This window comes from Wolbachia endosymbiont (group A) of Gastracanthus pulcherrimus (genome assembly GCF_964028265.1).
Classification (GTDB): domain Bacteria; phylum Pseudomonadota; class Alphaproteobacteria; order Rickettsiales; family Anaplasmataceae; genus Wolbachia; species Wolbachia pipientis.
The window spans coordinates 1,037,669-1,062,928 of record NZ_OZ034763.1 but is presented as its reverse complement, the minus strand read 5'-3'; the positions used below and the strand labels follow the sequence as shown (position 1 = coordinate 1,062,928).

21 protein-coding genes, 2 tRNA genes and 2 pseudogenes are annotated in these 25,260 nt (G+C 35.8%); 13 read left to right on the top strand and 12 right to left on the bottom strand.

Annotated elements, in window-relative coordinates:
* Positions 1 to 6: 6 nt before the first annotated feature.
* Both hisS and ABWU47_RS05550 read right to left on the bottom strand, forming a co-directional pair.
* Positions 7 to 1,230 carry a histidine--tRNA ligase gene (gene hisS, locus ABWU47_RS05555; RefSeq protein ID WP_353285618.1) on the bottom strand — a complete coding sequence of 408 codons (1,224 nt, stop codon included), beginning with the start codon at positions 1,228 to 1,230 and terminating at the stop codon, positions 7 to 9.
* The gene (locus ABWU47_RS05550) at positions 1,227 to 1,799 is read right to left on the bottom strand and encodes a NifU family protein (protein ID WP_353285767.1); all 573 of its coding nucleotides are present in this window, start codon (positions 1,797 to 1,799) and stop codon (positions 1,227 to 1,229) included. Before ABWU47_RS05550 ends, hisS begins: the two co-directional genes overlap by 4 nt.
* A gap of 169 nt (positions 1,800 to 1,968) precedes the next feature.
* Here ABWU47_RS05550 and ABWU47_RS05545 point away from each other — a divergent pair, with 169 nt between their 5' ends.
* The 3 genes from ABWU47_RS05545 (at position 1,969) to ABWU47_RS05535 (ending at position 4,665) form a co-directional block, all read left to right on the top strand.
* Complete coding sequence (locus tag ABWU47_RS05545; protein WP_236514981.1) at positions 1,969 to 2,220, top strand: J domain-containing protein; 252 nt, start codon at positions 1,969 to 1,971, stop codon at positions 2,218 to 2,220.
* A gap of 85 nt (positions 2,221 to 2,305) precedes the next feature.
* Positions 2,306 to 3,538: a cytochrome b gene (locus ABWU47_RS05540; RefSeq protein ID WP_077188191.1), complete on the top strand. Its 1,233-nt coding sequence runs from the start codon at positions 2,306 to 2,308 to the stop codon at positions 3,536 to 3,538.
* A gap of 368 nt (positions 3,539 to 3,906) precedes the next feature.
* Positions 3,907 to 4,665 carry a cytochrome c1 gene (locus ABWU47_RS05535; protein WP_077188190.1) on the top strand — a complete coding sequence of 253 codons (759 nt, stop codon included), beginning with the start codon at positions 3,907 to 3,909 and terminating at the stop codon, positions 4,663 to 4,665.
* A gap of 250 nt (positions 4,666 to 4,915) precedes the next feature.
* Here the strand turns inward: ABWU47_RS05535 and ABWU47_RS05530 are convergent.
* The 6 genes and pseudogenes from ABWU47_RS05530 to ABWU47_RS05505 form a co-directional block, all read right to left on the bottom strand.
* A pseudogene (locus tag ABWU47_RS05530) lies at positions 4,916 to 5,077 on the bottom strand (transposase); the annotation flags it as partial.
* 338 nt (positions 5,078 to 5,415) lie between these two features.
* Positions 5,416 to 5,908, bottom strand: a pseudogene (locus ABWU47_RS05525) (transposase); the annotation flags it as partial.
* Positions 5,909 to 5,917: 9 nt separating this feature from the next.
* Positions 5,918 to 6,929, bottom strand: a protein-coding gene (locus ABWU47_RS05520; protein WP_410530061.1) for an IS630 family transposase whose coding sequence is annotated in 2 segments (ribosomal slippage) — positions 5,918 to 6,448 and positions 6,450 to 6,929 — 1,011 coding nt in all. Because the reading frame shifts where the segments join, the coding sequence is not laid out codon by codon here.
* Between the two features lie 197 nt (positions 6,930 to 7,126).
* Positions 7,127 to 7,642 carry a transposase gene (locus ABWU47_RS05515; RefSeq protein ID WP_353285617.1) on the bottom strand — a complete coding sequence of 172 codons (516 nt, stop codon included), beginning with the start codon at positions 7,640 to 7,642 and terminating at the stop codon, positions 7,127 to 7,129.
* Positions 7,632 to 7,895, bottom strand: a complete 264-nt coding sequence (locus ABWU47_RS05510; protein WP_007552904.1) for a hypothetical protein — start codon at positions 7,893 to 7,895, stop codon at positions 7,632 to 7,634. The genes ABWU47_RS05515 and ABWU47_RS05510 overlap by 11 nt, the downstream gene beginning before the upstream one ends.
* 509 nt (positions 7,896 to 8,404) lie before the next feature.
* The gene (locus tag ABWU47_RS05505; RefSeq protein ID WP_236717743.1) at positions 8,405 to 10,702 is read right to left on the bottom strand and encodes a hypothetical protein; all 2,298 of its coding nucleotides are present in this window, start codon (positions 10,700 to 10,702) and stop codon (positions 8,405 to 8,407) included.
* A 127-nt stretch (positions 10,703 to 10,829) separates the two neighbouring features.
* Between ABWU47_RS05505 and ABWU47_RS05500 the strand changes: the two genes are divergently transcribed.
* A complete protein-coding gene (locus ABWU47_RS05500; RefSeq protein WP_353285616.1) occupies positions 10,830 to 12,185 on the top strand; it encodes a phosphomannomutase/phosphoglucomutase in 1,356 nt (451 codons plus the stop codon).
* A gap of 106 nt (positions 12,186 to 12,291) precedes the next feature.
* Here ABWU47_RS05500 and ABWU47_RS05495 read toward each other — a convergent pair whose 3' ends face one another.
* Entirely contained in the window at positions 12,292 to 13,143 is an 852-nt protein-coding gene (locus ABWU47_RS05495) for an Rpn family recombination-promoting nuclease/putative transposase (protein WP_077188186.1), read from the bottom strand.
* Positions 13,144 to 13,353: 210 nt separating this feature from the next.
* On the opposite strand from ABWU47_RS05495, the gene ppdK reads away from it, so the two are divergent.
* The gene (ppdK, locus tag ABWU47_RS05490; RefSeq protein ID WP_186809118.1) at positions 13,354 to 16,089 is read left to right on the top strand and encodes a pyruvate, phosphate dikinase; all 2,736 of its coding nucleotides are present in this window, start codon (positions 13,354 to 13,356) and stop codon (positions 16,087 to 16,089) included.
* A gap of 47 nt (positions 16,090 to 16,136) precedes the next feature.
* Entirely contained in the window at positions 16,137 to 16,280 is a 144-nt protein-coding gene (locus tag ABWU47_RS05485) for a hypothetical protein (RefSeq protein ID WP_353285615.1), read from the top strand.
* Between the two features lie 142 nt (positions 16,281 to 16,422).
* On the opposite strand, the gene ABWU47_RS05480 is transcribed toward ABWU47_RS05485, so the two are convergent.
* Positions 16,423 to 17,694, bottom strand: coding sequence for an ankyrin repeat domain-containing protein (locus ABWU47_RS05480; RefSeq protein ID WP_353285614.1), 1,272 nt, complete (start codon positions 17,692 to 17,694; stop codon positions 16,423 to 16,425).
* Between the two features lie 115 nt (positions 17,695 to 17,809).
* Between ABWU47_RS05480 and glpX the strand changes: the two genes are divergently transcribed.
* Both glpX and ABWU47_RS05470 read left to right on the top strand, forming a co-directional pair.
* Positions 17,810 to 18,736: a class II fructose-bisphosphatase gene (gene glpX, locus ABWU47_RS05475; protein ID WP_077188185.1), complete on the top strand. Its 927-nt coding sequence runs from the start codon at positions 17,810 to 17,812 to the stop codon at positions 18,734 to 18,736.
* 81 nt (positions 18,737 to 18,817) lie between these two features.
* Positions 18,818 to 19,906 carry a hypothetical protein gene (locus ABWU47_RS05470; RefSeq protein WP_077188184.1) on the top strand — a complete coding sequence of 363 codons (1,089 nt, stop codon included), beginning with the start codon at positions 18,818 to 18,820 and terminating at the stop codon, positions 19,904 to 19,906.
* A gap of 175 nt (positions 19,907 to 20,081) precedes the next feature.
* Here the strand turns inward: ABWU47_RS05470 and ABWU47_RS05465 are convergent, their stop codons facing one another.
* The gene (locus tag ABWU47_RS05465; protein WP_353285611.1) at positions 20,082 to 21,464 is read right to left on the bottom strand and encodes an IS66-like element ISWen3 family transposase; all 1,383 of its coding nucleotides are present in this window, start codon (positions 21,462 to 21,464) and stop codon (positions 20,082 to 20,084) included.
* A 152-nt stretch (positions 21,465 to 21,616) separates the two neighbouring features.
* Positions 21,617 to 22,099, bottom strand: coding sequence for a hypothetical protein (locus ABWU47_RS05460; RefSeq protein WP_077188183.1), 483 nt, complete (start codon positions 22,097 to 22,099; stop codon positions 21,617 to 21,619).
* Between the two features lie 205 nt (positions 22,100 to 22,304).
* Between ABWU47_RS05460 and carA the strand changes: the two genes are divergently transcribed.
* The 5 genes from carA (at position 22,305) to rpsJ (ending at position 25,254) form a co-directional block, all read left to right on the top strand.
* The gene (gene carA / locus ABWU47_RS05455) at positions 22,305 to 23,396 is read left to right on the top strand and encodes a glutamine-hydrolyzing carbamoyl-phosphate synthase small subunit (protein ID WP_236514842.1); all 1,092 of its coding nucleotides are present in this window, start codon (positions 22,305 to 22,307) and stop codon (positions 23,394 to 23,396) included.
* A gap of 114 nt (positions 23,397 to 23,510) precedes the next feature.
* A tRNA-Tyr gene (locus ABWU47_RS05450) sits at positions 23,511 to 23,593 on the top strand.
* Between the two features lie 4 nt (positions 23,594 to 23,597).
* Positions 23,598 to 23,668: transfer RNA gene (locus ABWU47_RS05445), tRNA-Gly, on the top strand.
* Positions 23,669 to 23,746: 78 nt separating this feature from the next.
* Positions 23,747 to 24,919, top strand: a complete 1,173-nt coding sequence (gene tuf / locus ABWU47_RS05440) for an elongation factor Tu (RefSeq protein ID WP_236514841.1) — start codon at positions 23,747 to 23,749, stop codon at positions 24,917 to 24,919.
* Positions 24,920 to 24,933: 14 nt separating this feature from the next.
* Complete coding sequence (gene rpsJ, locus ABWU47_RS05435) at positions 24,934 to 25,254, top strand: 30S ribosomal protein S10 (RefSeq protein ID WP_077188181.1); 321 nt, start codon at positions 24,934 to 24,936, stop codon at positions 25,252 to 25,254.
* Positions 25,255 to 25,260: the final 6 nt, after the last annotated feature.

Here is a 25,260-nt window from a genome sequence, read left to right as displayed (position 1 = left end):
TCCTAATTAGATGTTTTCTATTGTGTTATCGCGAGCAATTATTTTTTCTTCACCTGTATCCATGTTTTTAATCTTTAAAGTTTTACTACTCAATTCTTCATCGCCAAAAATTAAAGCAACTTTAGCATTTGCTTGATTTGCTTTTTTCATTCGGGTTTTAAGCGCTCCGCTATATTCATAGATCACATACAAATCATTTCTGCGCAATTCATTTGCAAGTGTTAGGGCATATTCTTCAGCCTCTCTACCGATTGGAATTAGGTAAATAGGTCGCTCTTCTTTCGGAGAATAATTGATTAACTCCATTATGCGTTCAATACCTCCTGCAAATCCTATTGCTGAAGTGTGTTTTCCATCCACTGAAGATACTAAATTATCGTATCTTCCACCGGCAAAAACTGCCCCTTGTGCGCCTAAATCCTCTGTAACAAACTCAAACACTGTGTGGCAATAATAATCCAAACCTCGAACTAGTTTATTGTTTACGGTATAAGGTATATCAAGAATTGTTAATCCATTTAGTATTTGTTCAAAGAAATCTGAGGACCCTTTCGTATAATAATTGCTGATTTTAGGCGCATCAGAAATTATTGATTTATCTTTCTCATCCTTGGAATCCAGTATTCTGAGTGGGTTTTTGATCAACCTATTTTTGCTATCTTCTGATAGATCATTTTGATACTTTGTAAAGTATAAGATCAAAGCTTCTCTATACTTAGTTATTGTTTCACCATCACCTAAAGAGTTGATTTCCAGCTTTACATTTTTATTGATGCCAAATTCAGTTAGTAAGTGCTGAACGAGTGATATCAATTCAATATCAGCTTTTGGATCTTCTATGCCAAAAACCTCAAAATTTATCTGATGAAATTGCCTTTGTCTTCCCTTTTGCGGCCTTTCATAGCGAAATGCAGGTCCTGTTGAGAATAATTTTATCGGTGTTTGCAGTTTTTTTTCAATGAGTAGCCTAACAATCGCTGCAGTGAACTCAGGACGTAAAGTTATGCTCTTTCCCCCTTTATCATTGAAGCTATACATCTCTTTAGTGATGATATCTGAGCTATCACCTAAGGTTTTTGTAAAAACCTCCGTGTATTCAAATATTGGAGTTTGGGCGGGCAAAAAGCCGTATAGACTTGAGATTCTATTTGCTGTTTGCTGAATGTATTTAAACTTGTACCATTCATCAAACAGGAGATCTTTTGTTCCTCTAACCGTTTGATTAGTCATAGTGTGGTCTCTATACCCGCAACCTCTGGTATGTGGTAGCTCAGCATATTCTGCACTCCTCGCTTGAGGGTAATTGCAGCACTTGGGCATCCAGAGCAGGCTCCTTGCAGCTCAACATAAACTATTCCATCTTTATAGCCACGGAATTTGATATCACCACCGTCTTGAGCAACTGCAGGTTTGATATAACTTTCCATCAATTCTTTTATTCTATTTACAATTTCTATATCATTTTCATCGAAAAATTCCTCATCTGATATATTATTATCATTCACTCCTTCTTTATCTAGCGCTTTTCCACCTGAAGTAAAGTGATCCATGATTGTAGTTAAAATTTCTACTTTTAGTGTATCCCAATTAATTCCACCCAATTTTGTTACTGAAATAAAATCATGACCAAAAAACACTCTTACCACATGTTCTATTTGAAAAAGATTTGCTGCTAACTTGGAGTTTTTTATTTCATCTGCATTTGAAAAATCAGCCGTTTCTCCTTCGTTTAGAATTGCAAATCCAGGAAGGAATTTTAGCGTATTTGGGTTTGGTGTTTCTTCAATCTGGATGAACATGTTATTTACCATGACAATTATAATTGTTACTATTTAATCATAAAATGATAAAAAAATATACATGTCATTCATCTTTTTTCTTTTTTTAGTATTCATAGTAATTACATTTGTCTTGCCTAGCGTTGTTGTATTTTTTCTTTTCCTGACAAAAAAAAATAACATAAGTTTCATGATGAACTCTATATTGAGTAAGTTTTTGAACGAATTTAATAGCAGTAGAAGTTATACTGAAAATTACACTGGTGACAACATATCCAAAGATGAAGCATTAAAGATACTGGGGCTGAATCCTGAGGCAAGTCAAAATGAAATCAATAAAGCATATCAAAATTTAATGAAGTTAGTTCATCCAGATAAGGGAGGCTCGGAATATTTTGCACAAAAGTTAAACGCGGCACGTGATAGGTTGCTGAAGAGGTAATTAATATTGCTTTAAAGTTTTTATTTGTGCATAAAGGATAAGCTGCTACAATAAAACGAGTTAAAGGTAGAGAAAGCTTTAAGTTATGCAAGATGATACTAAAAAAAAAACAACGATAGAAGAAGAAAAAGGCATATTAGGGTGGATAGAATATAGACTGCCTATATTTTCTTTTCTAAAACACACCGCTTCTTATCAAGTACCAAAAAACTTAAATTATGCTTGGAACTTTGGCTCTTTGGCTGGTATAGCGCTAATTTTACAAATAATAACAGGTATATTTCTTGCTATGCACTACACTCCGCATGTTGATTATGCGTTTAATAGTGTAGAGCGCATAATGCGGGATGTGAATTACGGGTGGTTAATACGCTACACTCACGCTGTTGGAGCATCGCTCTTCTTTATGGTAGTCTATGTTCATATAATGCGTGGATTATATTACGGATCTTATAAAAGACCGAGAGAGATGGTGTGGTTTATTGGAATATTTATATTTTTTGCAATGATGGCAACTGCCTTTATGGGATATGTATTGCCTTGGGGACAAATGAGTTTCTGGGGTGCAACAGTTATAACCAACTTATTTTCTGCTATACCTTTAATTGGCAATAAAATAGTTATATGGTTATGGGGTGGTTTTTCAGTGGATAACCCAACACTTAACCGTTTTTTCGCTCTGCATTATCTTCTGCCTTTTGTTATTATTGCTTTAGCTATGCTTCATGTGATAGCTCTGCATAGGTTTGGCTCTGGTAACCCAAGTGGAGTGGAGGTAAAATCAGATAAGGATACCATCCCTCTCTATCCTTATTATATAGTCAAGGATTGCATAACTTTTGGTCTGTTTTTTGTAGTTTTGTTCGCATTTGTTTTCTATGCTCCCAATTATCTTGGGCATCCAGACAATTATATAGAAGCTGACTCTATGGTAACTCCGGTACACATAGTGCCAGAGTGGTATTTTTTACCTTTTTATGCAATGCTACGTTCAATTCCAGATAAACTTACTGGTGTGCTTACCATGTTTGCGTCTATTTTAGTGTGGTTTTTGTTACCTTGGCTTGATAAATCAAAAGTTAAAAGTGGTTCTTATCGCCCGGTGTTTAAGAAATTTTTTTGGGTTTTTGCAATAAATTTTGTACTTCTTGCCTGGCTTGGAGGACAAGAGGTAAAAGAGCCTTACATCACTATGAGTAGGCTATCTACTCTTTATTACTTTGCATACTTTGTGATAGTTTTACCACTGCTTAGTAAGTATGAAAAGCCAAAAGAACCACCAAAAACCTTAAGTGATTCTGTGCCGGAGATGAGGTGATGTCAATTCAAAGCAGATCTCTTACAAAATTCTCTGTCATCCCAGAACTCTCTTCTGTCATCCCAGAGCCCTCTTTTGTCATCCCAGTGCTTGACACTGGGATCCAGAAAAAAAATAAATGGATTCCAGCATCATGTACACAATTGTATGAACGTTGTATACAACACACAGTGTCATTCCACTATCTTCCGTTGTCATCCCAGTGCTTGACACTAGGATCCAGGTATAAAAATACTTACAAATCATGCAATGGACAACAGATTCTAGGAGTGCACGATAACCATAATGTCAGTGATGAAATAAGCTGGATTCCAGTGTCAGCTACTTGCATGACATCAATTCGAAATTTACTAAAACAGTGGTTATGCATGGGATCTAATGTATTTGCAATCTTCTGCATGTTATTTCTATCTAGTCTTATATCTGCAGAAGAATTTAAATCATCACCAAATAAGAAAATAGACTGGAAATTTGATGGAATTGTCGGATCTTTCGATAGAGAGTCAATTCAGCGTGGCTATAAAGTGTATAAAGAAGTCTGTGCTGCTTGTCATTCAATGAATAGGGTAGCATTTCGTAATTTGCAAGATGTTGGTTTTTCTGAAGAAGATGTAAAACAGATTGCAGCTTCTTATCAAGTTAAAGATGGCCCAAATGATTTGGGTGAAATGTTCGATAGACCTGGAATACCTTCGGATTATTTTATTGCACCTTTTGATACAAAAGAAGCAGCTGCAGCAAGCAACAATGGTGCAGTCCCACCAGACTTATCATTAATTATTAAAGCAAGGCATGATGGTGCAAATTATGTCTATTCATTGTTAACAGGCTATCAAAACGGCGAACACGATGAAAATGATTTATATTTTAATTCGTATTTTCCAACAGGCAGATTAGCTATGGCGCCACCACTTTCTGAAGGAATGGTGGAATATGATGGTGCAAGGCAAGCCACAGTTGAAAATATGGCGTATGATGTGATAAATTTTTTACAATGGGCAGCAGAGCCAGAATTAGAGCGCCGGCATAAACTTGGATTAAAAGTAGTGGCGTATTTTATAATTTTAACAGTGTTTTTTGTATTAACTAACAACAAAGTTTGGAGCAAGCTCTATAAAAAGAAGTGATAGTCAATTTTGCCTCAAGCACAATGGTTGTCATCCAAGTAGCTAACACTGGTTCCTTTATGACAGTGTCATCCGAGTAGCTGACACTGGGATAGCTTTGTCGCATCGTACCTTATACGGTAATAATTTACGATAAATTCATGTAGCCATTTCGAATTTAGCCATACCAATGTCAGTAAATTTATTAAGCAAATAGCACTTAATGAGCAGTTCTTTTTCACGATTTAGAGGTTGTCCACAAACCAGTAAATCAAGCATATTCCCTACTTAACATAACTTTACTCATAGCCAGATATATGAAACTTTCAGTAGATGTTGTAAGTAAATCGTACTCCTTTGATAGCCTTCTATTTCTATTGATCCAAGCAAAAGTCCTCTCTACCACCCACCTTCTCGGCTGTACTGAAAATCCAGGATCCCGTTGGGCTTTGTTGCATCGCTAGCTATGATGGATTAAAGATAAAAAAGATAGGGAATATCAGTAGCTTATTATTCTGGTATTTATAACAAGAACGGTCAGTGAATACCTAAATTTGAGTAAAAGAAATTTCACTACCACTCACTAATCTGGCTAAAATTCAAGAATTTCAATGCTTTAGCTATTTTCAATAGAATTAAATTTATTAATATAAATAACAAATTACTATTCTTAAATTTGATCAGATTGATTGCAAAAAAACAAGATTTTCAATAGGTTGCTTATAATCCTAACTATAGTTAGCCTTTCATAAGTAGCGATGCAACAAAGCCATCCCGTTGTGGCAATAGTTCTAGTGGTGTATCTTTATGCACCCAAAACCTACATGGAGGCCTTTTGACAATTTCAATATCTATCCCATATTCTCTCTTTACGTAATCCTTTAAATCTTTTCCTTGGTATCCCATATCAGCCCACATTTTCTTAATATTGCTGTATTTTTCCTTCATATTGTCCAATGCCATCTTCACCCCATCTCTGTCATTTTCGCTTGCAGCTCCTACATAGCAACCAAGCACAAATCCTTGAGTATCTGTGATTATATGTCTTTTTCTCCCCTTTACCTTTTTCGCACCATCATAACCTTTGCCCCCCCTTTTTCCGTGGTTTTTACCGATTGACTGTCCACTATGCATGCGCTCGGCTTCCCATTTTTGACCTACTATATTTAGTGATATCATAGTTCATTTTCTCAAAAATTCTCTGCTTTTTCCATCTTCTAAACTGTTCATGCACAGCCTTCCACGGCGGAAAATCGTGTGGTAATACCAATTCTCATTGTTGTCCAGTCAAATAGGAAACATTGCAGAGTTGTTTAATTGTGGAGCTGGCAAGAGAAGTAATAAATTTGCACAAAGCACCCTCAAGTAGAGCAATTGTATCGTATATTTTATTGCGCAAAATGTTCTGTTTTATATATAACCAAAGCCTCTCAACAGGATTTAGCTCAGGTGAGTATGGAGGTAGGTATATAATGTCGATATTTTTAGGTACCTTTAAATTTTTTGACCTATGCCAACTAGCACAGTCCATAACGAGAAAAGCCTCTCGTGTTTCTAGATATTGCGAAATTTGCTCAAGAAATATGTTCATGCAATCAGTGTTGACATTTGGTGCAAATAAGCTAGAACTCTCTCCATTTCTAGGATTAACTGCACTATAGAGATAGAAATTTTGCCTACCTAATTTTGTTTTAACCTGTGTTCTAATCCCCTTTTTAAACCACCCATGTCCAACTTTTGAATGTGTGCCAAACCGTGATTCATCAAAGAAAAATAGCTCTTTTTCTGGATACTTGCTAATAGCTCAATTGAGATTTTTTTTTGAATTCCTCTTGTTTGCTTTTATCTTGTCCATTATGAACTGGTCTTGGTGTAATATATGAGAATTTCATCTTTTGCATATGGCGGTGTACTGTAGATTTGCTGATATTTAATCCGAACTTTTCCTGGATTCTTATTCTCATTTCTTTAATGGTGATATTAGGATTTTCTTCTATCCACTCTTCAATTTGCTGTAGTTGAGCCTGATTTAATTTAGTTTTTCTACGACGTTGTGAAGGAGCAAACAGTTTTTCTTCTCTGCCAATTTTCAAGAGTTTTACCCACGAAGTTAGTGCGCTTCTTGAAATGCAATATATTTTTGCTACAGCCGTTATACTGTACTTTTTTGCTGCAATTACAGCATTTAGTTTTTTTGAAACATATGCATTATTCCTTACTTTCTTCAGCATTTCTTTTGCTGATTCTACTACTTTTTCATCCAATAATTTTGATCTTAATGCCATTTAAACCTCGCTATTTTACTTACTTCAGTATGGCTTTTCTTCCATCATTGTCCATCTGTTTGCCCTGTAATGGGAATTGGTATAAGTTCTTGCTTGTCCCTTCCATCGGCATTGCTATCTTTATTTTCAATAAAATTATTGTCCTATGCTCTTTTGATGTTTATTGATAATAAAATTCTGTTTTATCAACCAACATCCTATGCATAATTACAGCTAATTTTCTTGCTACTGCTACGATTGCTTTTTTCATTCCTTTTTTCTTCGCAACCCCAGTTTTTTAATTTAAATGTCCTCTTGGTAACTGTAAGCATTGTTTGTGCAGCTTCATATAACATACTTCTACATTCCGCTCGTCCCATCTTTGATATGCTGCCATGCCGATCAACTTCTCCAGAAGAATATTGCCTTGGTGTCAACCCTATATATGCTCCAACTGTATCAGATTTCTCAAACCTATGTGGGTTATCAATTGCAGCTTTATACGTCATTGCTACTATAATCCCCACTCCTGGAACAGTAGTTAACAATTTACAATCATCGTCTTTTTCACCTTGTTCTGAAAGCATTTTGTCAAGCTTTCTTAATGACTTTTCTATTGCTTCCAAACTACAAACTAACGCTTCAATTGAACTCCTACTGATTTCATCCAAATTATTTATTGCCTCTTGTATTCTTAAAGCGAAAGTTTCAAATTTTGATCCTTTATCGACCATGTATCTTCAACAACCCTCTTATTGTTCCAATAACCTGCTGTTTGCTACACATTAGCTGTCTTCTGCTTCCAAGCGCTATTTTAATTTGACAACTGATTTTACTAACACTTCTCATCATCTGCGCTATACCCCTCGCATCGTTTTTATCATTCTTATTGATTCTTGCAGACAACGCTGCTGCCATATGCCTTGCATCTACACAAATTACTGGTAATCCAAAACTCCTTAACTCTTTGCACATTGATATTGACAACTATCCACTTTCTATTCCTATGGGTTCGTATTTTTTGCCTTGGCTAATCTGCTATTGCCTTACTTTCGCTTGCAACAACTTCTTCCTTAACAACTTTTCCTTTCTCATCAACGATACTTATAAAAGTTTCTTTTAATGAGATCGCTATAATATTTCATGACCTACTGTAAAAGTTTAAATTATTTTTGAAGAACCAATTCATTGAATTTGTTACTTCGTGCTAAAATAATGGAGTATGTCTCTCCATCATTCAATAGCAATTACAGTATGTTTAGCTATAATTTGAAAAACAAAAATTCGTCATTCCGCTACTAGTTAGCGGGATCTAGAGATACCGCGGCGGCATGACGTAGGATTGCTGTCATCCCGCTGCTTGTTAGTGGCTAAGAGATACTGTGAATAAATCACGGTATGACGGTTAAGTATCCCGCTACGTGTTAGCGGCTGAGATAACGCGAATAAATCGCGGGATGACGTGTTGCTTGGGTCAGCTATAGAAGCAAAACTCATCATTTTGAAAGAGGAGGAGATTTTTCCGGACCCTCAGCGGAGATTGATTTTGGATCTGATAATTCTGTATTTACCTTGATTGGCTCTAATGGAGTTTTCTGCTCTTCTGGTTTATCGTCTGGAATTGGAACAGGCCAATCCATAATGTTTTGCGGTATAACTTCTGCTTCTTTAGCTTCTTTTTGACCTGTTGAAGATGATGCATCAACGCCTGCATTTTTGGTAACTTCTTGTTTTAGTTGTTTATTTTCTTCTTGCAGTTGCTTTAAATTTTTCTTTAACTCGTCAATCTCTCTTATTTTTTGTTTTAATTGTTCAGATATAGTTAGTTTGTCTCTAGTCAATTTTTTGTTTTCTTGTCTTAACCCACTAGCTATTCTGCTTGAGTTGTTGTTTACAGCTTGTATACCTTGGTCTTGCTGCTGCATGCTTGTTCCTCTACTTTCATATTCAACTTCAGTTTGAGTTGCCTGACCTTTTTCCTGCTGTAATATGTTCTGCAGTTGCTCTAGACTCTCTTTGACAGATGCTAGCTCTTCCTGTGTACACGTTAACATCCCTTCCTTTTCCTTAAGCTGACGTTGAAGCTTTTCTATTTCCCCCTTCGTATTTTCTTCGCTTAGCTCATCTGCAAGTGATCTTCCAGGTTCAAGTTGTCGAATTTCCCTCTCTAAATCTTCCTTTTCTCTCTGTAATTCATTTAATTCTTTAGACAATTGGCTCGCCGTTTCAGCCAATGTATTGTTTTCCTTTTTTGTTTCCATTAACTGTTCTGCCAACTGCTTTTTATGATCATCGTTTAAACCTTCCACTATTTTCTTCAGGTCATTCTCCAAATTTGCATTCTTTTCCTTTAGTACAGTTAAATTAGCTTCACTTTGCTTCAATTTTCTCTGTAATTCTTTATTTGCCTCATTTGTTTCACCTTCCTTATCTTTCAACTTATCATTTAAGCTTTCTATTACATCATTTTTATCCTGCAGTTCTTTCTCTATCTTTTGTGTTAACTGCTCAATATTTTGATTCTTCCAAGCTAATTCTTGCGTCATCCTTTTTAATTCAGCTTTAAGTCTTTCAGCTTCTTCTTCCCCAGTTTGCTTTTCTTCACTTAATTCGCTTATTTGTGTATCACCTTCTTTTTCTATCTTTTGATTAAGTTCTTCTAATTTTTCGAGTTTCTCTATAAGTGACTTAATAGAAGCATCTTGCTCCTTTATTCTTTGATCTCTTTCAAATATCGCTCGCTGTTGTTCATTAACTTTATCTCTCAAGGAGTCACGTTCTAATCTTAGATCCTCAAGCTGCTTTGCCTGCGCTGCAAAATGTTGAGCAAATGTTTCTTTTCCTTCCTTTAATTCCTCAATTTCGTTTATAATTTCATCTACTTTATCTTTTAATCCTTCTTGCTCATACTCTTCTTCATCACCAGACATATCATCCTCAAATATTTCATCTTCATCACTAAATTCACTGCTGGTGGATATAGAACTTCTACGTGAAGAAGGTGTGCTAGGAGAGGAATACCCACTGCTGCTTGGTGTAGGCAATTGCGATGATAGATCTTGTGTGGGCTCGAGACTGTCCATATCTTGACCTATATCAGTAAAAGCTTGATACAGAGTTTTTCTGTTGATAAAAACTTCTTTATTTTGTCCAACTAACTTTAATACTTCTTCTGAACTCGTTATTCCTCCAAATTTTGGCTCACCAATAACACTCTGTATACCACCAGAATCCAATTTTACGGTCATGCTACAGTCTATGCTGTTACCTTCAGAATCCTTAGCCTGCCGATTAATGGTCATTTCACATGAGCTTGAACCAGTAAAATCATAGTGCCTCTCATTGCCATTTTTCTTGCTTGCGGTTATTTGACTATCTTTCCCTAAAGATATATTATAAACCTTACCTTCACTGCTGGTCCTTAAAATATTGCTAATTTCTATTGGTTTTTCTTCATTTTCAAATCTAATTTTGAAGTCATTATCCTTTGTTGGATACACTAAGAAATTTTGATTTGGTAAAGATGCTTCAAATTCTCTATGTGTTTCATTTATTGATTGCTCAAATTTTTGGAACTCCTTTTCCCACTTTAAATTTATCTGTCCTGTAATGTTCTCATCTTTGCGTAAAGGGCCAATAAAATACCAGATTAAATTTTTTTCCTCCAATTGTTTTATAGTCTCTTGAAAGCTGCTACAAGATTCAATCACATCTAAAATATCCTTTTTCTGCTGTTCATCTACATCTAAACTTTGACTTTCAGCTATAAATACATTTTCGTTTTCCTGTGGCATAATTTTACATTTTAAAAAATATACTATAATATTAACAGATTTCTTTAAAAAGTCAACTAATTGTTGGATAAATAAACTTGAGCATTTGGCCAAAATGTTATATAGTAGTCACTTCAAGAAGTACAGTATGGACAATACCATTATAAGAAAATACGATATTAGAGGTATAATAGGCAAAGACTTACAGATTAATGATGGGTACGAGATAGGTAGAAAGTTTGGCCAAACCGTAGCTAGTGTTTGTGTCGGCTACGACAGCAGAATAGATTCACCAGGTATAGAAAGAGAATTAATTAGGGGCTTAACTTTATCCGGTGCAAATGTTATACGCGTTGGACTATGCTCTTCACCTATGCTTTACGCTGCAACACAAATCACACAGGCGGATCTTGGTATCATAATAACTGCCTCTCATAACCCCAGCGAATATAATGGCTTTAAATTTTTTAGTAATAAAAAAGTCTTCTCAGATCAAGAGATAAAGGAAATTATAAGCAGTCCAATTAAAAACAGCACAAGAATTGGAAGCTTAATTAACATAAATATATATAGTGAGTACATTCGCATATTAAAAAGTGCAGTGAAGAATAATACTACACAGAAATTAAAAATAGCCTGGGATTGTGGAAATAGTCCAGCAAGTGGAATCATAAGGTATATTGAAAAGATCTTGCCTGGTCATACGCACATCGTAACCAATAATTCTATAGATGGGACATTTCCACTGCATGATCCAGATCCCATAGAGGAAAAAAATCTCGCTCAATTAATTGACGTTGTGAAGGAGTATGGATGTGATCTTGGCATTGCGCTAGATGGCGATAGCGATAGGGTGCGCTTAATTGATAATAAAGGCAACGTTGTTTCCAATGACCATTTATTTATAATTTTTGCACGTGAAGTGTTGGAGGAATATCCAGAAAGCAAAGTTATTGCCAACGTAAAAATGAGTATGAAAGTGCATGATTTTGTTAGTAAGTTAGGAGGGCAAGTTATTACCTGCGCTACTGGACATTCACTAGTTAAGAAGAAGATGGTAGAGGAAGAGGCAAAGTTTGCTGGTGAATTAAGCGGGCACTTCTTCTTTTCTGAGCTAGGTTTTGATGATGGGCTATATTCTGCTGTTAAAGTAGTTGACATTTTGCTTAAGAAAAACCAAAGCCTATCTCAGGTAATTGAGGATTTACCGAAGTTATATATCACTCATGAAGTAAAGATTGTAGTGAAAGATGAGAAAAAATTTCAAATAATTGAATCAATAAAGAAAACACTGGAGAAGCAAAATATTGTATTTTCAGATCTTGATGGTGTTAAGGTAACCGATAATAAAGGTTGGTGGCTTCTTAGGGTATCAAATACGCAAAACTGCATTACAGCAAGATGCGAAGGAGAGACTTTAGAGGGTTTTGAACTTACTAAAAAGGTTTTGTTCCATTACATTGATGAAGCAAGGTCTTTAAATTGTAGCTACTCACAGAAATAAATTTGATTTATAAAATTGACATGAAAGTATAAAGATAAATAGGCTAAATGTACTTATCACCTGGTCAGGCTGCAGCATTATTTCGTGTAACCGTTTGCGGGTCCACTTAATTCTGCAATTCTTTGATCTCACTCATGGAGAGGCCAGTAAACTTAACAATAGTGGTGACATCAACATTATTAGCCAGCATTGTTTTTGCAATTTCAATTTTTCCTTCCTTTTTAGCATCATCAAGTTTTTGTTCAAGAACAGCCCGTTCATCACGAATACGTTTTATTTCCTGTTCGTAGGCAATAAATTCTTTCTCTGACCAGTTGAATCTATTTAGTTCTTCATATGCCTTTTTAATTATTACATCACTACCTATTATCTTTTCCAATTCTTCTTCGCTAGTTTCATCTGCATATTTAAAATAATAGATCCATTTTTCAACTATACTCTCCAATTGGTCTTCTTTAGTTTTAGGAAATTTTGGTAACTCGATAAATGTAAAATAAAAATCTTTTAAATCATGTTCATAGCTATCTTTGTCTAACATTACATGATCTGACTTATACTCAGATTTATTAGGAAAGAGAATACAATCAGCAATAGCTATAAAAATGATTTCTTTAAGATCCTGATATTGATCACCTTTATCAGCTTGCCTTGAATAAGCTTTAGCAGCGTAATATTGAGCGCGTTTTTCAAAGCCTTTAGTTTTGGCAACTTGCATTTCGACTATTACTTGCACCCCATTTTCATCCCTGCAAAGAACATCAACGATACTTTGTTTTTTAGAGGCAATTTCAGCATCTTGAATAGTGCTGAGGAATTCTATTTCTTTTATTTCATCTTTGCCAGTGAACCCCAAAATATCATTGAGAAAGTGAATGAGGATGTCTTTATTTTTTTCAGTACCAAAAATACGCCGGAACGCAACATCATTCTTGGGGTCGAGAAATTTAGAAAGAGCCATAAAAAAATTTTTAAATGTATCCTTATATTATATATTCTTATTGATAATAATTCAATAATTTGTCATCTTTTTTGTTAACTTTACTGATGTTGCCAGAAGGAACGTTGTTGCAAAATTTTGTAAAATTTATTATCCTAAGGTTTCAAGTTCTCACAGGTTTATTGGAACTATATGTACAATGTGTTTATCAGTGAAAATCCGGAGAAAATGATGGGGGAAAAGTTAATACATTACTTTAGCCAGGGTAAATGCGAAGGCAATGCAGAAATGAAAAATCTGCTGGGAGGAAAGGGGGCAAATTTAGCAGAAATGTGCAATGTTGGCATTCCTGTTCCACCTGGTTTCACAATTTCCACCTCTGCTTGCGAAGTCTATTATCAAGACAATAGATCTTCTGTTATCCAAGTAGCTGACTACTCGGATCCAGAAAAAAATGTGGTCACGCACTGGAATGACATATGTAGTGGAATCAAAAACTACATGGCGATGCTCGAAAATGACATCGGTTGTAAGTTTGGGGATTTAAATAACCCCTTATTAGTTTCAATACGCTCTGGTAGTGTTAGTTCAATGCCGGGCATGCTTGATACTATTTTAAATGTTGGTCTAAATGATGAAACCGTTGTTGGGCTTGCAAAAAAAAGTGGCGAACGTTTTGCTTACGATAGCTACTGCCGTTTCATCATGATGTACTCCAATGTTGTACTACAGCTTGATCATCACCTATTTCAAGATGTTGTTGATAATAAGCAGCAAAAGAGTGGAGCAAAAAGCTTAGCTGATCTTGATGTTGATGTTTTAAAAGAAATTGTTAACAATTTCAAAAGGATAGTACATGAAAAAACAGGAAAACATTTTCCGCAGAACGTTGAAGAGCAATTGCTCAGCTCAGTGAATGCAGTATTTGCTTCTTGGAAAAATGATAGGGCTGTTTCCTATAGAAGAATACATAATATTCCTGAAAACCTTGGAACAGCGGTCAACGTGCAAGCAATGGTTTTTGGTAATTTAAATGATAATTCTGCAACTGGTGTGATATTTACACGAAATCCTTCAACTGGAGAAAAAAAGCTTTTTGGTGAGTTTTTGGTTAATGCTCAGGGTGAGGATGTGGTTTCTGGTGTTTATACTCCTATGCCAATTGACGGAGAGCAAAAAAACACCATGGAGAAGTTGCTGCCAAGTGTCTACCGAGAATTATGCGTGGTATGTGAAAAACTTGAAAGGCATTATAAAGACATGCAGGATATCGAATTTACTGTACAGGACGGTAAGTTATGGATTTTGCAAACTAGGTCTGGCAAGCGCACGGCTGAAGCTGCTATTCGCATAATAGTTGATATGGTAAACGAAGGAACGATTACAAAAGAAGAAGGAATATTGAGAATTGATCCAAAAACCTTTGACAATTTATTGCATCCAGTTCTTGACGTTAAGGGTGACCAGAAAGTAATAGGGAAGGGACTGCCGGCTTCTCCAGGGGTTGCTTCTGGATATGTAGTGTTTAGTGCAAGTGATGCTGAAAAAGCTGCAGAGCAGGGTAAAAAAGTGATTTTAGTAAGGTCAGAAACGAGTCCTGAAGATATTAATGGAATGAATGCTGCAAGTGGCATAGTAACAGCACGGGGAGGGATGACCTCGCATGCTGCTGTTGTAACCCGTGGAATGGGTAAGCCATGCATTTGCAGTGTGAGTGGACTTTATATCGATAAAGATGGAACTTTCTTTTCTGTAGGGGATACAAAAGTAAATAAAGGTGAACCAATTACCATCAACGGAGGAACAGGGGAGGTTATGCTTGGCATTCTTCCTACAATTTCACCTGAATTATCGCAAGAATTCAAAACGATAATCAACTGGATAGATGGAATCAAAACGATCAAAGTGAGAGCGAACGCTGATACTCCAAAAGATGCAAAAATTGCAAAAGAATTCGGTGCAGAAGGTATAGGCTTATGTCGCACAGAACATATGTTTTTCGCTAGTGATAGAATCGAATTCATTCAAAAGTTGATAATAGCTGACGATGAAAATGAAAGGGCAAATGCGCTCATTAAACTGGAAGAAATGCAAAAGTCTGATTTCAAAGAAATATTTTCTATTATGGAGGGCAGGGAAGTCACTATACGTTTGCTTGATCCACCTTTGCATGAATTTTTACCCAATAATCAGTCTACTATAGAAAAAATCGCCAAATCGCTTAGTAAGTCAGTTGAATCAGTAAAAAATAAAATAGCACAGTTATCAGAAAAGAACCCAATGCTTGGCCATCGAGGTTGTAGACTTGCCATTTCTCATCCTGAAATATATAGCATGCAAATCAGGGCAATACTTAGTGCTGCAAATGAGCTGAAGGAAGAGAAAAAGGTAGAAGTTAAGCCTGAAATCATGATTCCTTTTATCATGAGTGAGAAAGAGTTTGTTCTGATATGCGAGCTAGTGAAGAAAGAATTTTCTGTCATCTCAGCTAGGATCAAGAAGCGGATTCCAGCGTCACGCGCTGGAATGACATCAGACAAGGCTTATTCAATTGGAACGATGATAGAACTGCCACGAGCGGCACTGATTGCTGATAAGTTAGCAAAACATGCAGAGTTTTTTAGTTTTGGCACTAATGATTTAACGCAAACAACCATGGGACTTTCAAGAGATGATTCAGTTAATTTCCTCGATTCTTATAAGGAAAGCAACATATTCGGAAACGACCCATTTGAAGTGCTGGACATCGAAGGGGTAGGGGAGTTAATCAAGATAGCCATTGAAAGAGGCAAAAAAACCCGAAAAGAAATAAAACTGGGTATATGTGGAGAGCATGGAGCAGATCCAAAATCCATAGAGTTTCTCATCGAATCAGGGGTGGATTACGTTTCATGCTCACCCTATAGAGTACCGGTTGCAAAGTTAGTGGCAGCACAGTTTAGTGTTAGATCTAAATTTGCTAGGTAAGTATAGTGGCAGTGTTGGCTACTCATATGGTTTGAGCCCACCAGAGGGTGTCATTCCAGCGCGTGACGCTGGAATCTAGTTTTTATTATGGCCTTTTGGATCCCAGTGGGCTTTGTTGCATCGCTAGCTATGATGGATTAAAGATAAAAAAGGTGGAGAATATCAGTAGCTTATTATTCTGGTATTTATAACAAGAACGGTCAATGAATACCTAAATTTGAGTAAAAGAAATTTCACTACCATTTACCAATCCGGCTAAAATTCAAGAATTTCAATGCTTTAGCTATTTTCAATAGAATTAAATTTATTAATATAAATAACAAATTACTATTCTTAAATTTGATCAGATTGATTGCAAAAAAACAAGATTTTCAATAGGTTGCTTATAATCCTAACTATAGTTAGCCTTTCATAAGTAGCGATGCAACAAAGCCATCCCAGTGTCTGGGCACTGGGATGACATCCTGTTACATGTTCAACTTCATTCTCTCTCATCTCCCTATAACTTGGTAATGTAGAATTTTTTACATGCAACCCGGTATATATTGCAATCAAAGCAGCTATGACACTGCAAACTACTGCACCAGCTACAAATGGAACCATCACAGCAGCAGTAATGAATAATCCTGTAATAACAACTCCAACAACATCTTTTGTCAATGAGGTGTAAAAATCCTTTTTGCTCTCTTTATATTTAGTTTCTTGTTCATTTGGCATAGAAAATTGAGCATCTACAAAGCCGTTAGCTTTATTATCATTATTTGGTGTGGCAGTTTGGTCAATCCCTGTTACTACAGGCGTTTTATTTTCGTTATTATGATGCTGACCGTTACCACTATTTGGTGTAATAGTATGATTTGATAGACCATCGCCGTGAGTTCTTATATTACTAGACTTATCATTACCGCTTGACATAGCGGATGTGCCGGCGTTTGTTGATACTACAGGAGATACTGGTTTATTAATAACACTCCTACCGTTACCACTATTTGGTACAGTAGTTGGATTTGTTTTTTTTGTTGATGTTGCTATAGATTTACTAGTGGCATTACTATTACTGCCAGATCCTACTTTAATTTCCTCATTAGATATTTTTTGCTTTTCTTGTTTCTCCTCTATCGCTGACACGAGTAACGTAACAAGTTTTTCATTGTTTTTGTCTATAGCCTTATCTAACGCATTACTCTTTAATTGTTGACACAACTTGTACAGCTTGCTTTTAGGTATTAGCTTTGATTGTTCTGCGTTAACATTTTGTAAGAGTAGATCTAAAATTTCGGTATTACCAAAATGGACAGCATAATTTAATATAGATTGACCATTTATAGTTTTGGGAATATGGCATGTTTCTTCTTGTTGGGAAATGATACTAATAATTTTTAGCTCATTTTTAAAGAGAAATTTTATAAAATCTAGATTACTTTTTTCAATTGCAAGTGCTAATAGTAAATCTCCCAACACACAGCCATTATGAAATTTTTGCTTTAGATCAATTCTTGCATTTAGCTCTTTACTTAATTCTTCAAGACTTGCTTGAGGCTTCTGTTTTACAGTCTCATTTATATTTAGATACAACTCTCTAATATCATCATTACTATATATCATAACTAACCCTACTACTATATGTTAGTTTATTATAGCAACTTTCCCACAACCAGTCAAGACATATTGCAGTTTCAAGCAGCATGATATATATTGAATATAGTTCTTAAAGCGAATGATGGAAGATTTAGCCTATAAATTAGTTAAAGTGACCGAAGCTGCAGCACTTGCTGCGTATAAATTGGCAGGCTTTGGTGATGAAAAAAGGGCTGATCAGGTTGCAGTTGATGCAATGCGTACAGTATTAAATTCAATGGAAATAAATGGTACTATCGTAATTGGTGAAGGTGAGAGGGATGAAGCGCCGATGCTATATATTGGCGAGAAGGTTGGCACTGGAAATGGTCCTGAAATCGACATTGCCGTTGACCCACTTGAGGGCACTACGATTTGTGCTCATTACAAACCAGGGGCAATGTCTGTTCTTGCTGCAACGAAAAAAGGTAATTTTTTACATGCACCTGATGTTTATATGGAAAAAATAGCGGTAGGAAAAAATCTTCCAGAGGGTGTAGTCTCACTAAAAAATAGCATTGAAAAGAATCTAGACAATTTAGCCAAGGCAAAAAAGTGCAAAGTGAATGATCTCGTGGTAACTGTACTTAAACGTGAAAGGCATAGTGAATTAATAGAGAAAATCAGGAAATTAGGAGCAAAAATTAAACTAATAGATGATGGTGATGTTGCGGCCATAGTTTCACTAATAAATGGCAATCATGATATGTATATCGGTATAGGAGGAGCACCAGAGGGAGTGCTTGCGGCTGCAGCGCTAAGCTCTATCGACGGACAGATGGAGGGAAGATTAGTACTTGATACGGATCAGTTAAGAGAAAGAGCAAAAAATTTAAATATTGATGACCCAGAAAAAGTCTACGCCGTAAAAGATATGGCAAGAGGTGAATCAGTGTTCATTGCAACTGGAGTAACAAGCGGAGAACTTGTGGATGGAGTTAAATTGAATCATAATACCTATTCAACTAATTCTTTAATAATTCTGCCTAATAGGCTGATAAAGCTGCAAACAATGCAGAACTTATGTTAGCTTTTTTAGTTTCTAATTTTAGCTTTACAACATTTAGCATTAAGATATAATTAAGTTTACTTATAACAATAGAGGTGTGAAATGTTTTCTAGTATTGTAAATCTATTGAATGGTTTTTACAAAAATTCGAGTACCAAGGAAAGTGAAGAAAAGTTGACTCTTCTATCTCCTCAAGCAAATCTTCAATTCGATGAGACTCAGGTACAAAGTGTGCTCTCAGATTTTGAAAAATTGAATTTCAATTTTAAGGATAATAAATGTCAAGATTCTTCTGATTCTGTAAATTATAATAACGGCCGGCCAGCAGATCCATTTGACAAAATAGCAAACTATTATCGACGGGAGAAGGAGAGCATTTTCCTTTTTAACTATGTGGTATTAAGTAAGCAAAGAGAAATAATGGATATATTGGATAAGAAGCTTACTTCTAAAGATCAGGAGGAGTTAAAAGAAAATTTTAAAAAGAGGTTGGGTAGATATCTTCTTCGAATTGACGAAGGAATGAATGATGCAAAAGAATTTCTAAACAAAGATGATCTAATTGGTTTCTTTGATGGATGTTATTGGCCAGACAAAAAGGCAGGACATCTTGTTAATCATTATGATAATCTTAGTATCAACATTACTAAACCTGGACAGAGTTTAGAAACTAGTCGTCTTTTTAGCGAAAAGACTAAAAGGATGGAAACAATTAAAAATGAGGTACAAAGAGTAAAAATATACAGTAATGATAAAAGAATAGTAACAATTGAGAAGAATGAGAAACAACAGAGGAACTACTCCTTTACAGAATTTGCAATATGTGACATCGAAATTAGTTGGGGTGCAAAAGATGAATCTGGAAAAGACCTTAACTGCGCTGTTGTTCTAAATATAAATTTAGGTCAAGTTAGTATTAAAAAATCAACTATTGACGGTAAAGATGTTGAACCAAAGGAAATTTTAGAATTAGCTAAGCAAAACGAGGCTGTGCTTATAAAAGGTAAAGCTTTACATGAAGTTTTAGCAGCACATTTCATTAAGCAAATACCATATGAGGAAAAGAAGAGTACGCAATCGCACGAAAATATTGTTGTACCTGGTTCCGGTGCACCTCGCTCAGCTATTGATGAAAGAGTAACTGTAGAGTGTTCGTTCAAGAGAGAGTCCGTTCAAGAGAGTAGCAAATAAGGTAGACGAAACAGGATAATAAAGATAATCATAGAGAAAAAGTGAGGTAAGATATTTTAGAACTCTGCAAAGATTTGCAGCAAAAAATAGAAAAGAGAATGAAAGTTTAAAAGCAGAAAAGATAATTTCATTATACTTAACTTGGAAACAAAGGGTATCCGTTCAGGAGAGTGGTTTAAGAAACAATAGATAGGAGATTTTGGAAAGGATTGAGACCCCTTTGTTTCCAAGTTAAGTATAATGAAATTATCCGCTCAAGGAATGTATTTCCCCGCTTTGATTGTGTAAAATATGAGTTTTTGCGATAAACGACATAATGCCGAATTTGCCGTTCAGCGTGGTTATTTGTCAGCGGAATATTTTCTGGGTCATCTAAAAATTTCCACATCATTCTTTCAGATCTCAGAACATTTTTTGCAACTCGAGAGGCTCCAATTGCTTCAGGTAAACGAGATATCTCCTTCAAGTAATACTTTGTACGTTTTCTTAATTTTCTGGCACGTCTGACAAACCTCAAAACATCTATCTCACTTTTTAGTAAAGCTTTTTTTAGTGCAAATAATTCAGTGGCCACGTTTCTCAAGTAACAACCCAGAACTTTAACTTCAATATTCCAACTATGTGCTAATCTTTCAAAATCTCTTGATAAATGTGCCCAACAGATTTGCCTGTTTTTATCGGCAAAATAATTGTATGCTGCATACCTGTCAGTTATTACCAAGCTATTGCGATTGCAGAATTTACTATTTTGTAAAACTTTCATTCCTCTTGACTCTGTAAATTTTACAAAACTTGCCGTATTGCTTGCAAACATCCAACACCAAGCGAGTTTACCTTTGTTATAATGGCTCGTTTCATCAATATGTAGAACTTTACTCCTACTTATCTCTTGTTCGATCTGCTCATACATTTTTTTGCATTTTGAAGCAACTCTATGTTCACTATTTGATATGCTACCGACGCTTATGTTCAAATTGAAGATATCATTTACGACACTCGCTATTTCGCGTTTTGAATTTTTGTAGAATCCGCTGAACGCTGCAATTATTGACTTAACCCTTGGACCAAATGTATTTGGCGTAACACCTTCCGGTAACTTGCTACTTCTTCTCTTTCCGCATCTCCGACAACGGCCATGTTCTAACTGATATTCCACTACATAAGGCTTGATTTCTGGAAGATCAACTTTCTGATGAATATATGGTTTTTCACATATTGCAATTTCTCCTCCGCATTCGCAAGTATTAGGCAACTCTATCTTTACTACTTTATCTGCATCCATGTTGGCGCGAAAACTTCCTTTATGACCAACCTGACCGCCAATATTCCTTTCGCTTTTCGGCTTATTCTTTTTTATTTTATACAACTCTTTGGAACTTGGTATTGATGAATTTTTTGAGCTTAAACCGAGTCTTTCTCTTAACTCAGCATTTTCTATCTTTAAAGCCTTATTTTCTGCTTTTAAACTTTCATTCTCTTTTTCCAATCTTTCTATTTTTGCTTCTAACCTTTCTATTTTTTGCTGTAAATTTTTGCAAAGTTCTAAAAGGTTTACCATATTATTTCACTTTTGCTCTATGATTATCTTTTTAGATCACCTTGTCTACCTTATTCTGCCACTCCGCTTAACGGATACAACAAAGGAGGCTGAACCCTTTTCAAAACCTTCTATCTATTGTTTCTTAAACCACTCTGCTGAACGGAGACAGTTTAGGCTGTTATGCCTGGCGGCTTTGTTGGAATAAGTTTTTCAACACTGCTAACAATAAAGTCAGTGATACCGTCAGCTACCTTATCGAATTTATTGTTTATATCTTTTCCTATTTCTTCATTTTTAACATATTCGTGTAGAGCTAAAGCAGTTATAGCTGCACATGCTGCAATCAAGCCAGTTTTTGCTATAATGAGCATTGATAATCCTCCTACCAATATAGATGTTAATCCAATAGCCAGGTTTATAATTTTACTTTGTGTTGTTTGTTGTGCTTCCTGATTTTGACCTGCTTCCTTCTCTTCAAGAACGTTTGATATTATTTTTGAGACAATTTTTACCGCGATTATTGCAATTGCGGTCATAGCTAATCCTATGGCTATTTTTGCTAAGAGAAAAAATGATGGCAACACCATCGTAAAGAATAGTAAACCAGCTCCTGCAATTAGTAACTTATTTTTAGACTGAAACCCACTTAGCATAATAACTAACCTCTCTATTTTTTAACTACTAAATATATCTAATATAAAATACGGAGATAGTCAACATATTTTATGGAAGGGCGTGTTAAAAATTTTTTTCATATTGTTCTTCGCCGCCTTATGGTTGAATTTGGAGTTTTAGAAAGAGTTACGTATTATTTGAAATTCTTGTATACTGTTTTGAATCAGTTAAATAGATAATGAAGTGCAGGACGCAGTTTTAATTTTACAAGATGGCAAATGCTTTTGGGGAAAATCAGTAGGTAAAAAAGGCAAGTGCATAGGTGAGATCTGTTTTACCACTGGTATGACCGGGTATCAGCATACTATAACTGATCCTTCTTTTGCCGATCAAATTATAACGTTCACTTTTCCTCATATTGGTAACATTGGAGTAAACCATAAAGATAATGAAGGAAAGAAAATTTTTGCAAGTGGTGTGGTTATGCGTGAACTTTCTTCTATGTCCCACTCTTCTTCATATATCAGTTTAAATGATTGGTTAGAGAAAAATAACGTGATTGGGATATCAGGAGTTGATACTAGAGCTTTAACGAGACATTTGAGAGAACATGGATCTCAAAATGGAATGATATACCCGTCAAGCGAGACGCATGTGTTGGATGAATTGAAGAAATACAAACCTGTAAATGGGATAGAAATAACCAATAAAGTTAGCTTGCATAGTAATTTTAAAAGAGACCTTAATGCAAAATATAGGGTTGTAATCGTTGATTTTGGCGTAAAAATCAGTATAGTTTCACGCTTAATAGAACTTGGTTGTACAGTTGAATTAATCAGACCAAGCACAGGTTTTGCTCAAAAAGTGTTGAGTATGAATCCAGATGGTATAGTGCTTTCAAATGGTCCTGGTGATCCGCAAGAAATAGGAGAAAGTGTAGTTTCAGAAATAGACATTATTATAAAATCTAAAATACCAATTTTTGGCATATGCATGGGCCATCAATTACTTGCGATTACTTTGGGGGCAAAGACCATCAAGATGGATATAGGTCACCGAGGGAGTAACCATCCAGTTTATGATGTAATTAGTGGAAAAGTTGAGATCACTAGCCAAAATCATGGTTTCGTTGTTGATTCAGCTTCTCTTCTAAGTAATGTTGAAATTACTCACATTTCTCTATTTGATAATAGTGTAGAGGGAATAATGATGAAGGATTACCCAGTCTTTTCTGTGCAATACCATCCAGAAGAAGCGCCAGGTACGCATGATTCGCATTATTTGTTTAAACGTTTTATTGACAATATTGTGTTGTATAAAATGAAATCTGCGTGATTTTAATCAGGGTAGGTTTTATTGCTTGATTTTTTAATTTTAGGCGTTTAGTATTAAATACAATAAGAGCTTAAGTTAAGATGCTAAAATAGTATTCTCTTAACAAATTTTTGCGGAGGAGTGACCGAGTGGTTAAAGGTAACAGACTGTAAATCTGTCCGCGTGAGCGTACGTAGGTTCGAATCCTACCTCCTCCATTGTGCGGGTATAGCTCAATGGTAGAGCTCTAGCCTTCCAAGCTAGTGACGTGGGTTCGATTCCCACTATCCGCTCTTTTTTTTGTTGTATTTTTATAAAATCAACATATTATTTATTGATGTATTTGTATTTTAGGTAGAAAAGTTTAAATTATGACAGCAATAGTGGAAGCATTTGGAAAGCCGCATGTAAATGTGGGAACAATAGGACATGTGGATCATGGGAAGACAACGTTAACAGCGGCGATAACAAAGCATTATGGAAATTTTGTAGCGTATGATCAGATAGATAAGGCGCCAGAAGAAAGGAAGAGGGGGATAACGATAGCAACAGCGCATGTTGAATATCAGACGGAAAAAAGGCATTATGCACACGTTGATTGTCCTGGACATGCTGACTATGTAAAGAACATGATAGTAGGTGCAGCACAGATGGATGCGGCGATATTGGTAGTGTCAGGGGTTGATGGGCCAATGCCACAAACGAGAGAGCATATATTGCTGGCGAAGCAGGTAGGTGTTGGATATATCGTGGTGTATATAAATAAAGCTGATGTTGCTGATGCTGATATGATGGATTTAGTAGAAATGGAAGTGAGGGAATTGCTGAATAAATACGGATTTCCAGGGGATGAAGTTCCTGTGGTAGTGGGATCTGCATTGAAAGCGCTGGAGGATGACAGCAGCGAATATGGAAAGAAATCAATAGATAAATTGATGGAAAAGTTAGATGAATATGTGGCGGTTCCACCAAGGCCTGTGGATTTACCATTTTTATTGCCAATCGAAGATGTATTTTCGATATCGGGGCGAGGAACAGTGGTAACAGGAAGAATAGAGAAGGGAGAGATAAAGACGGGAGAAGAGATAGAGATAATAGGTCTGAAAGCGACGCAAAAGACGATATGCACAGGTGTTGAGATGTTTAAGAAGTTGCTGGATAAGGGAAGTGCAGGACTCAATGTAGGAATATTGTTAAGAGGAACAAAAAGAGAAGAAGTGGAGAGAGGGCAAGTATTAGCGAAACCGGGGACGATAACACCGCATAGAAAGTTTAAGGCGGAGGTTTATATATTAAAGAAAGAGGAAGGAGGAAGGCATACACCATTTTTTGCGAATTACCAGCCACAGTTTTATTTAAGGACAACAGATGTAACTGGGAGCGTAAAATTGCTAGATGGGAAGGAGATGGTAATGCCAGGAGATAATGTGAGTATAGAAGTAGAATTGCAAGTACCGATAGCGATGGATAAGGGATTGCGTTTTGCGATAAGAGAAGGTGGTAGAACTGTTGGTTCTGGTGTTGTTTCTGAAATTTTGGAGTGAGTGTAGTAACTAAGATGAAGCAAGATATATATATTAACATTAAGGCTTTCGATTGTTCTTTATTGGAGGAGTGTGTTCGAAAATTTGTTGATGAATTAAAGCGGTCCGGTGCAAAATTATCTGGTCCGATTGCGTTGCCAAGGAAAGATTCTAAATTTATTGTTAATAGATCTCCTCACGTTGATAAAAAATCTCGTGAACAGTTTGAAATGAGAACTTCTAGGCGTTTGATTGTTTTACATGATCTTACTCCTACTATGATGCAGATGCTTACAGGTTTATCTTTTTCTGCTGGCGTAGAAGTGGATTTAAAAGTCAAGGAAGTTAAGGTTTAGGAGAAG

What these genes read in the sequence shown, in the direction of transcription:
- hisS (WP_353285618.1), bottom strand. Translation starts at nt 1,230, where the DNA reads ATGACTAATCAAACGGTTAGAGGAACAAAAGATCTCCTGTTTGATGAA.
- ABWU47_RS05550 (WP_353285767.1), bottom strand. Translation starts at nt 1,799, where the DNA reads ATGTTCATCCAGATTGAAGAAACACCAAACCCAAATACGCTAAAATTC.
- ABWU47_RS05545 (WP_236514981.1), top strand. Translation starts at nt 1,969, where the DNA reads ATGATGAACTCTATATTGAGTAAGTTTTTGAACGAATTTAATAGCAGT.
- ABWU47_RS05540 (WP_077188191.1), top strand. Translation starts at nt 2,306, where the DNA reads ATGCAAGATGATACTAAAAAAAAAACAACGATAGAAGAAGAAAAAGGC.
- ABWU47_RS05535 (WP_077188190.1), top strand. Translation starts at nt 3,907, where the DNA reads ATGGGATCTAATGTATTTGCAATCTTCTGCATGTTATTTCTATCTAGT.
- ABWU47_RS05515 (WP_353285617.1), bottom strand. Translation starts at nt 7,642, where the DNA reads ATGGTCGATAAAGGATCAAAATTTGAAACTTTCGCTTTAAGAATACAA.
- ABWU47_RS05505 (WP_236717743.1), bottom strand. Translation starts at nt 10,702, where the DNA reads ATGCCACAGGAAAACGAAAATGTATTTATAGCTGAAAGTCAAAGTTTA.
- ABWU47_RS05500 (WP_353285616.1), top strand. Translation starts at nt 10,830, where the DNA reads ATGGACAATACCATTATAAGAAAATACGATATTAGAGGTATAATAGGC.
- ABWU47_RS05495 (WP_077188186.1), bottom strand. Translation starts at nt 13,143, where the DNA reads ATGGCTCTTTCTAAATTTCTCGACCCCAAGAATGATGTTGCGTTCCGG.
- ppdK (WP_186809118.1), top strand. Translation starts at nt 13,354, where the DNA reads ATGGGGGAAAAGTTAATACATTACTTTAGCCAGGGTAAATGCGAAGGC.
- ABWU47_RS05480 (WP_353285614.1), bottom strand. Translation starts at nt 17,694, where the DNA reads ATGATATATAGTAATGATGATATTAGAGAGTTGTATCTAAATATAAAT.
- glpX (WP_077188185.1), top strand. Translation starts at nt 17,810, where the DNA reads ATGGAAGATTTAGCCTATAAATTAGTTAAAGTGACCGAAGCTGCAGCA.
- ABWU47_RS05470 (WP_077188184.1), top strand. Translation starts at nt 18,818, where the DNA reads ATGTTTTCTAGTATTGTAAATCTATTGAATGGTTTTTACAAAAATTCG.
- ABWU47_RS05465 (WP_353285611.1), bottom strand. Translation starts at nt 21,464, where the DNA reads ATGGTAAACCTTTTAGAACTTTGCAAAAATTTACAGCAAAAAATAGAA.
- ABWU47_RS05460 (WP_077188183.1), bottom strand. Translation starts at nt 22,099, where the DNA reads ATGCTAAGTGGGTTTCAGTCTAAAAATAAGTTACTAATTGCAGGAGCT.
- tuf (WP_236514841.1), top strand. Translation starts at nt 23,747, where the DNA reads ATGACAGCAATAGTGGAAGCATTTGGAAAGCCGCATGTAAATGTGGGA.
- rpsJ (WP_077188181.1), top strand. Translation starts at nt 24,934, where the DNA reads ATGAAGCAAGATATATATATTAACATTAAGGCTTTCGATTGTTCTTTA.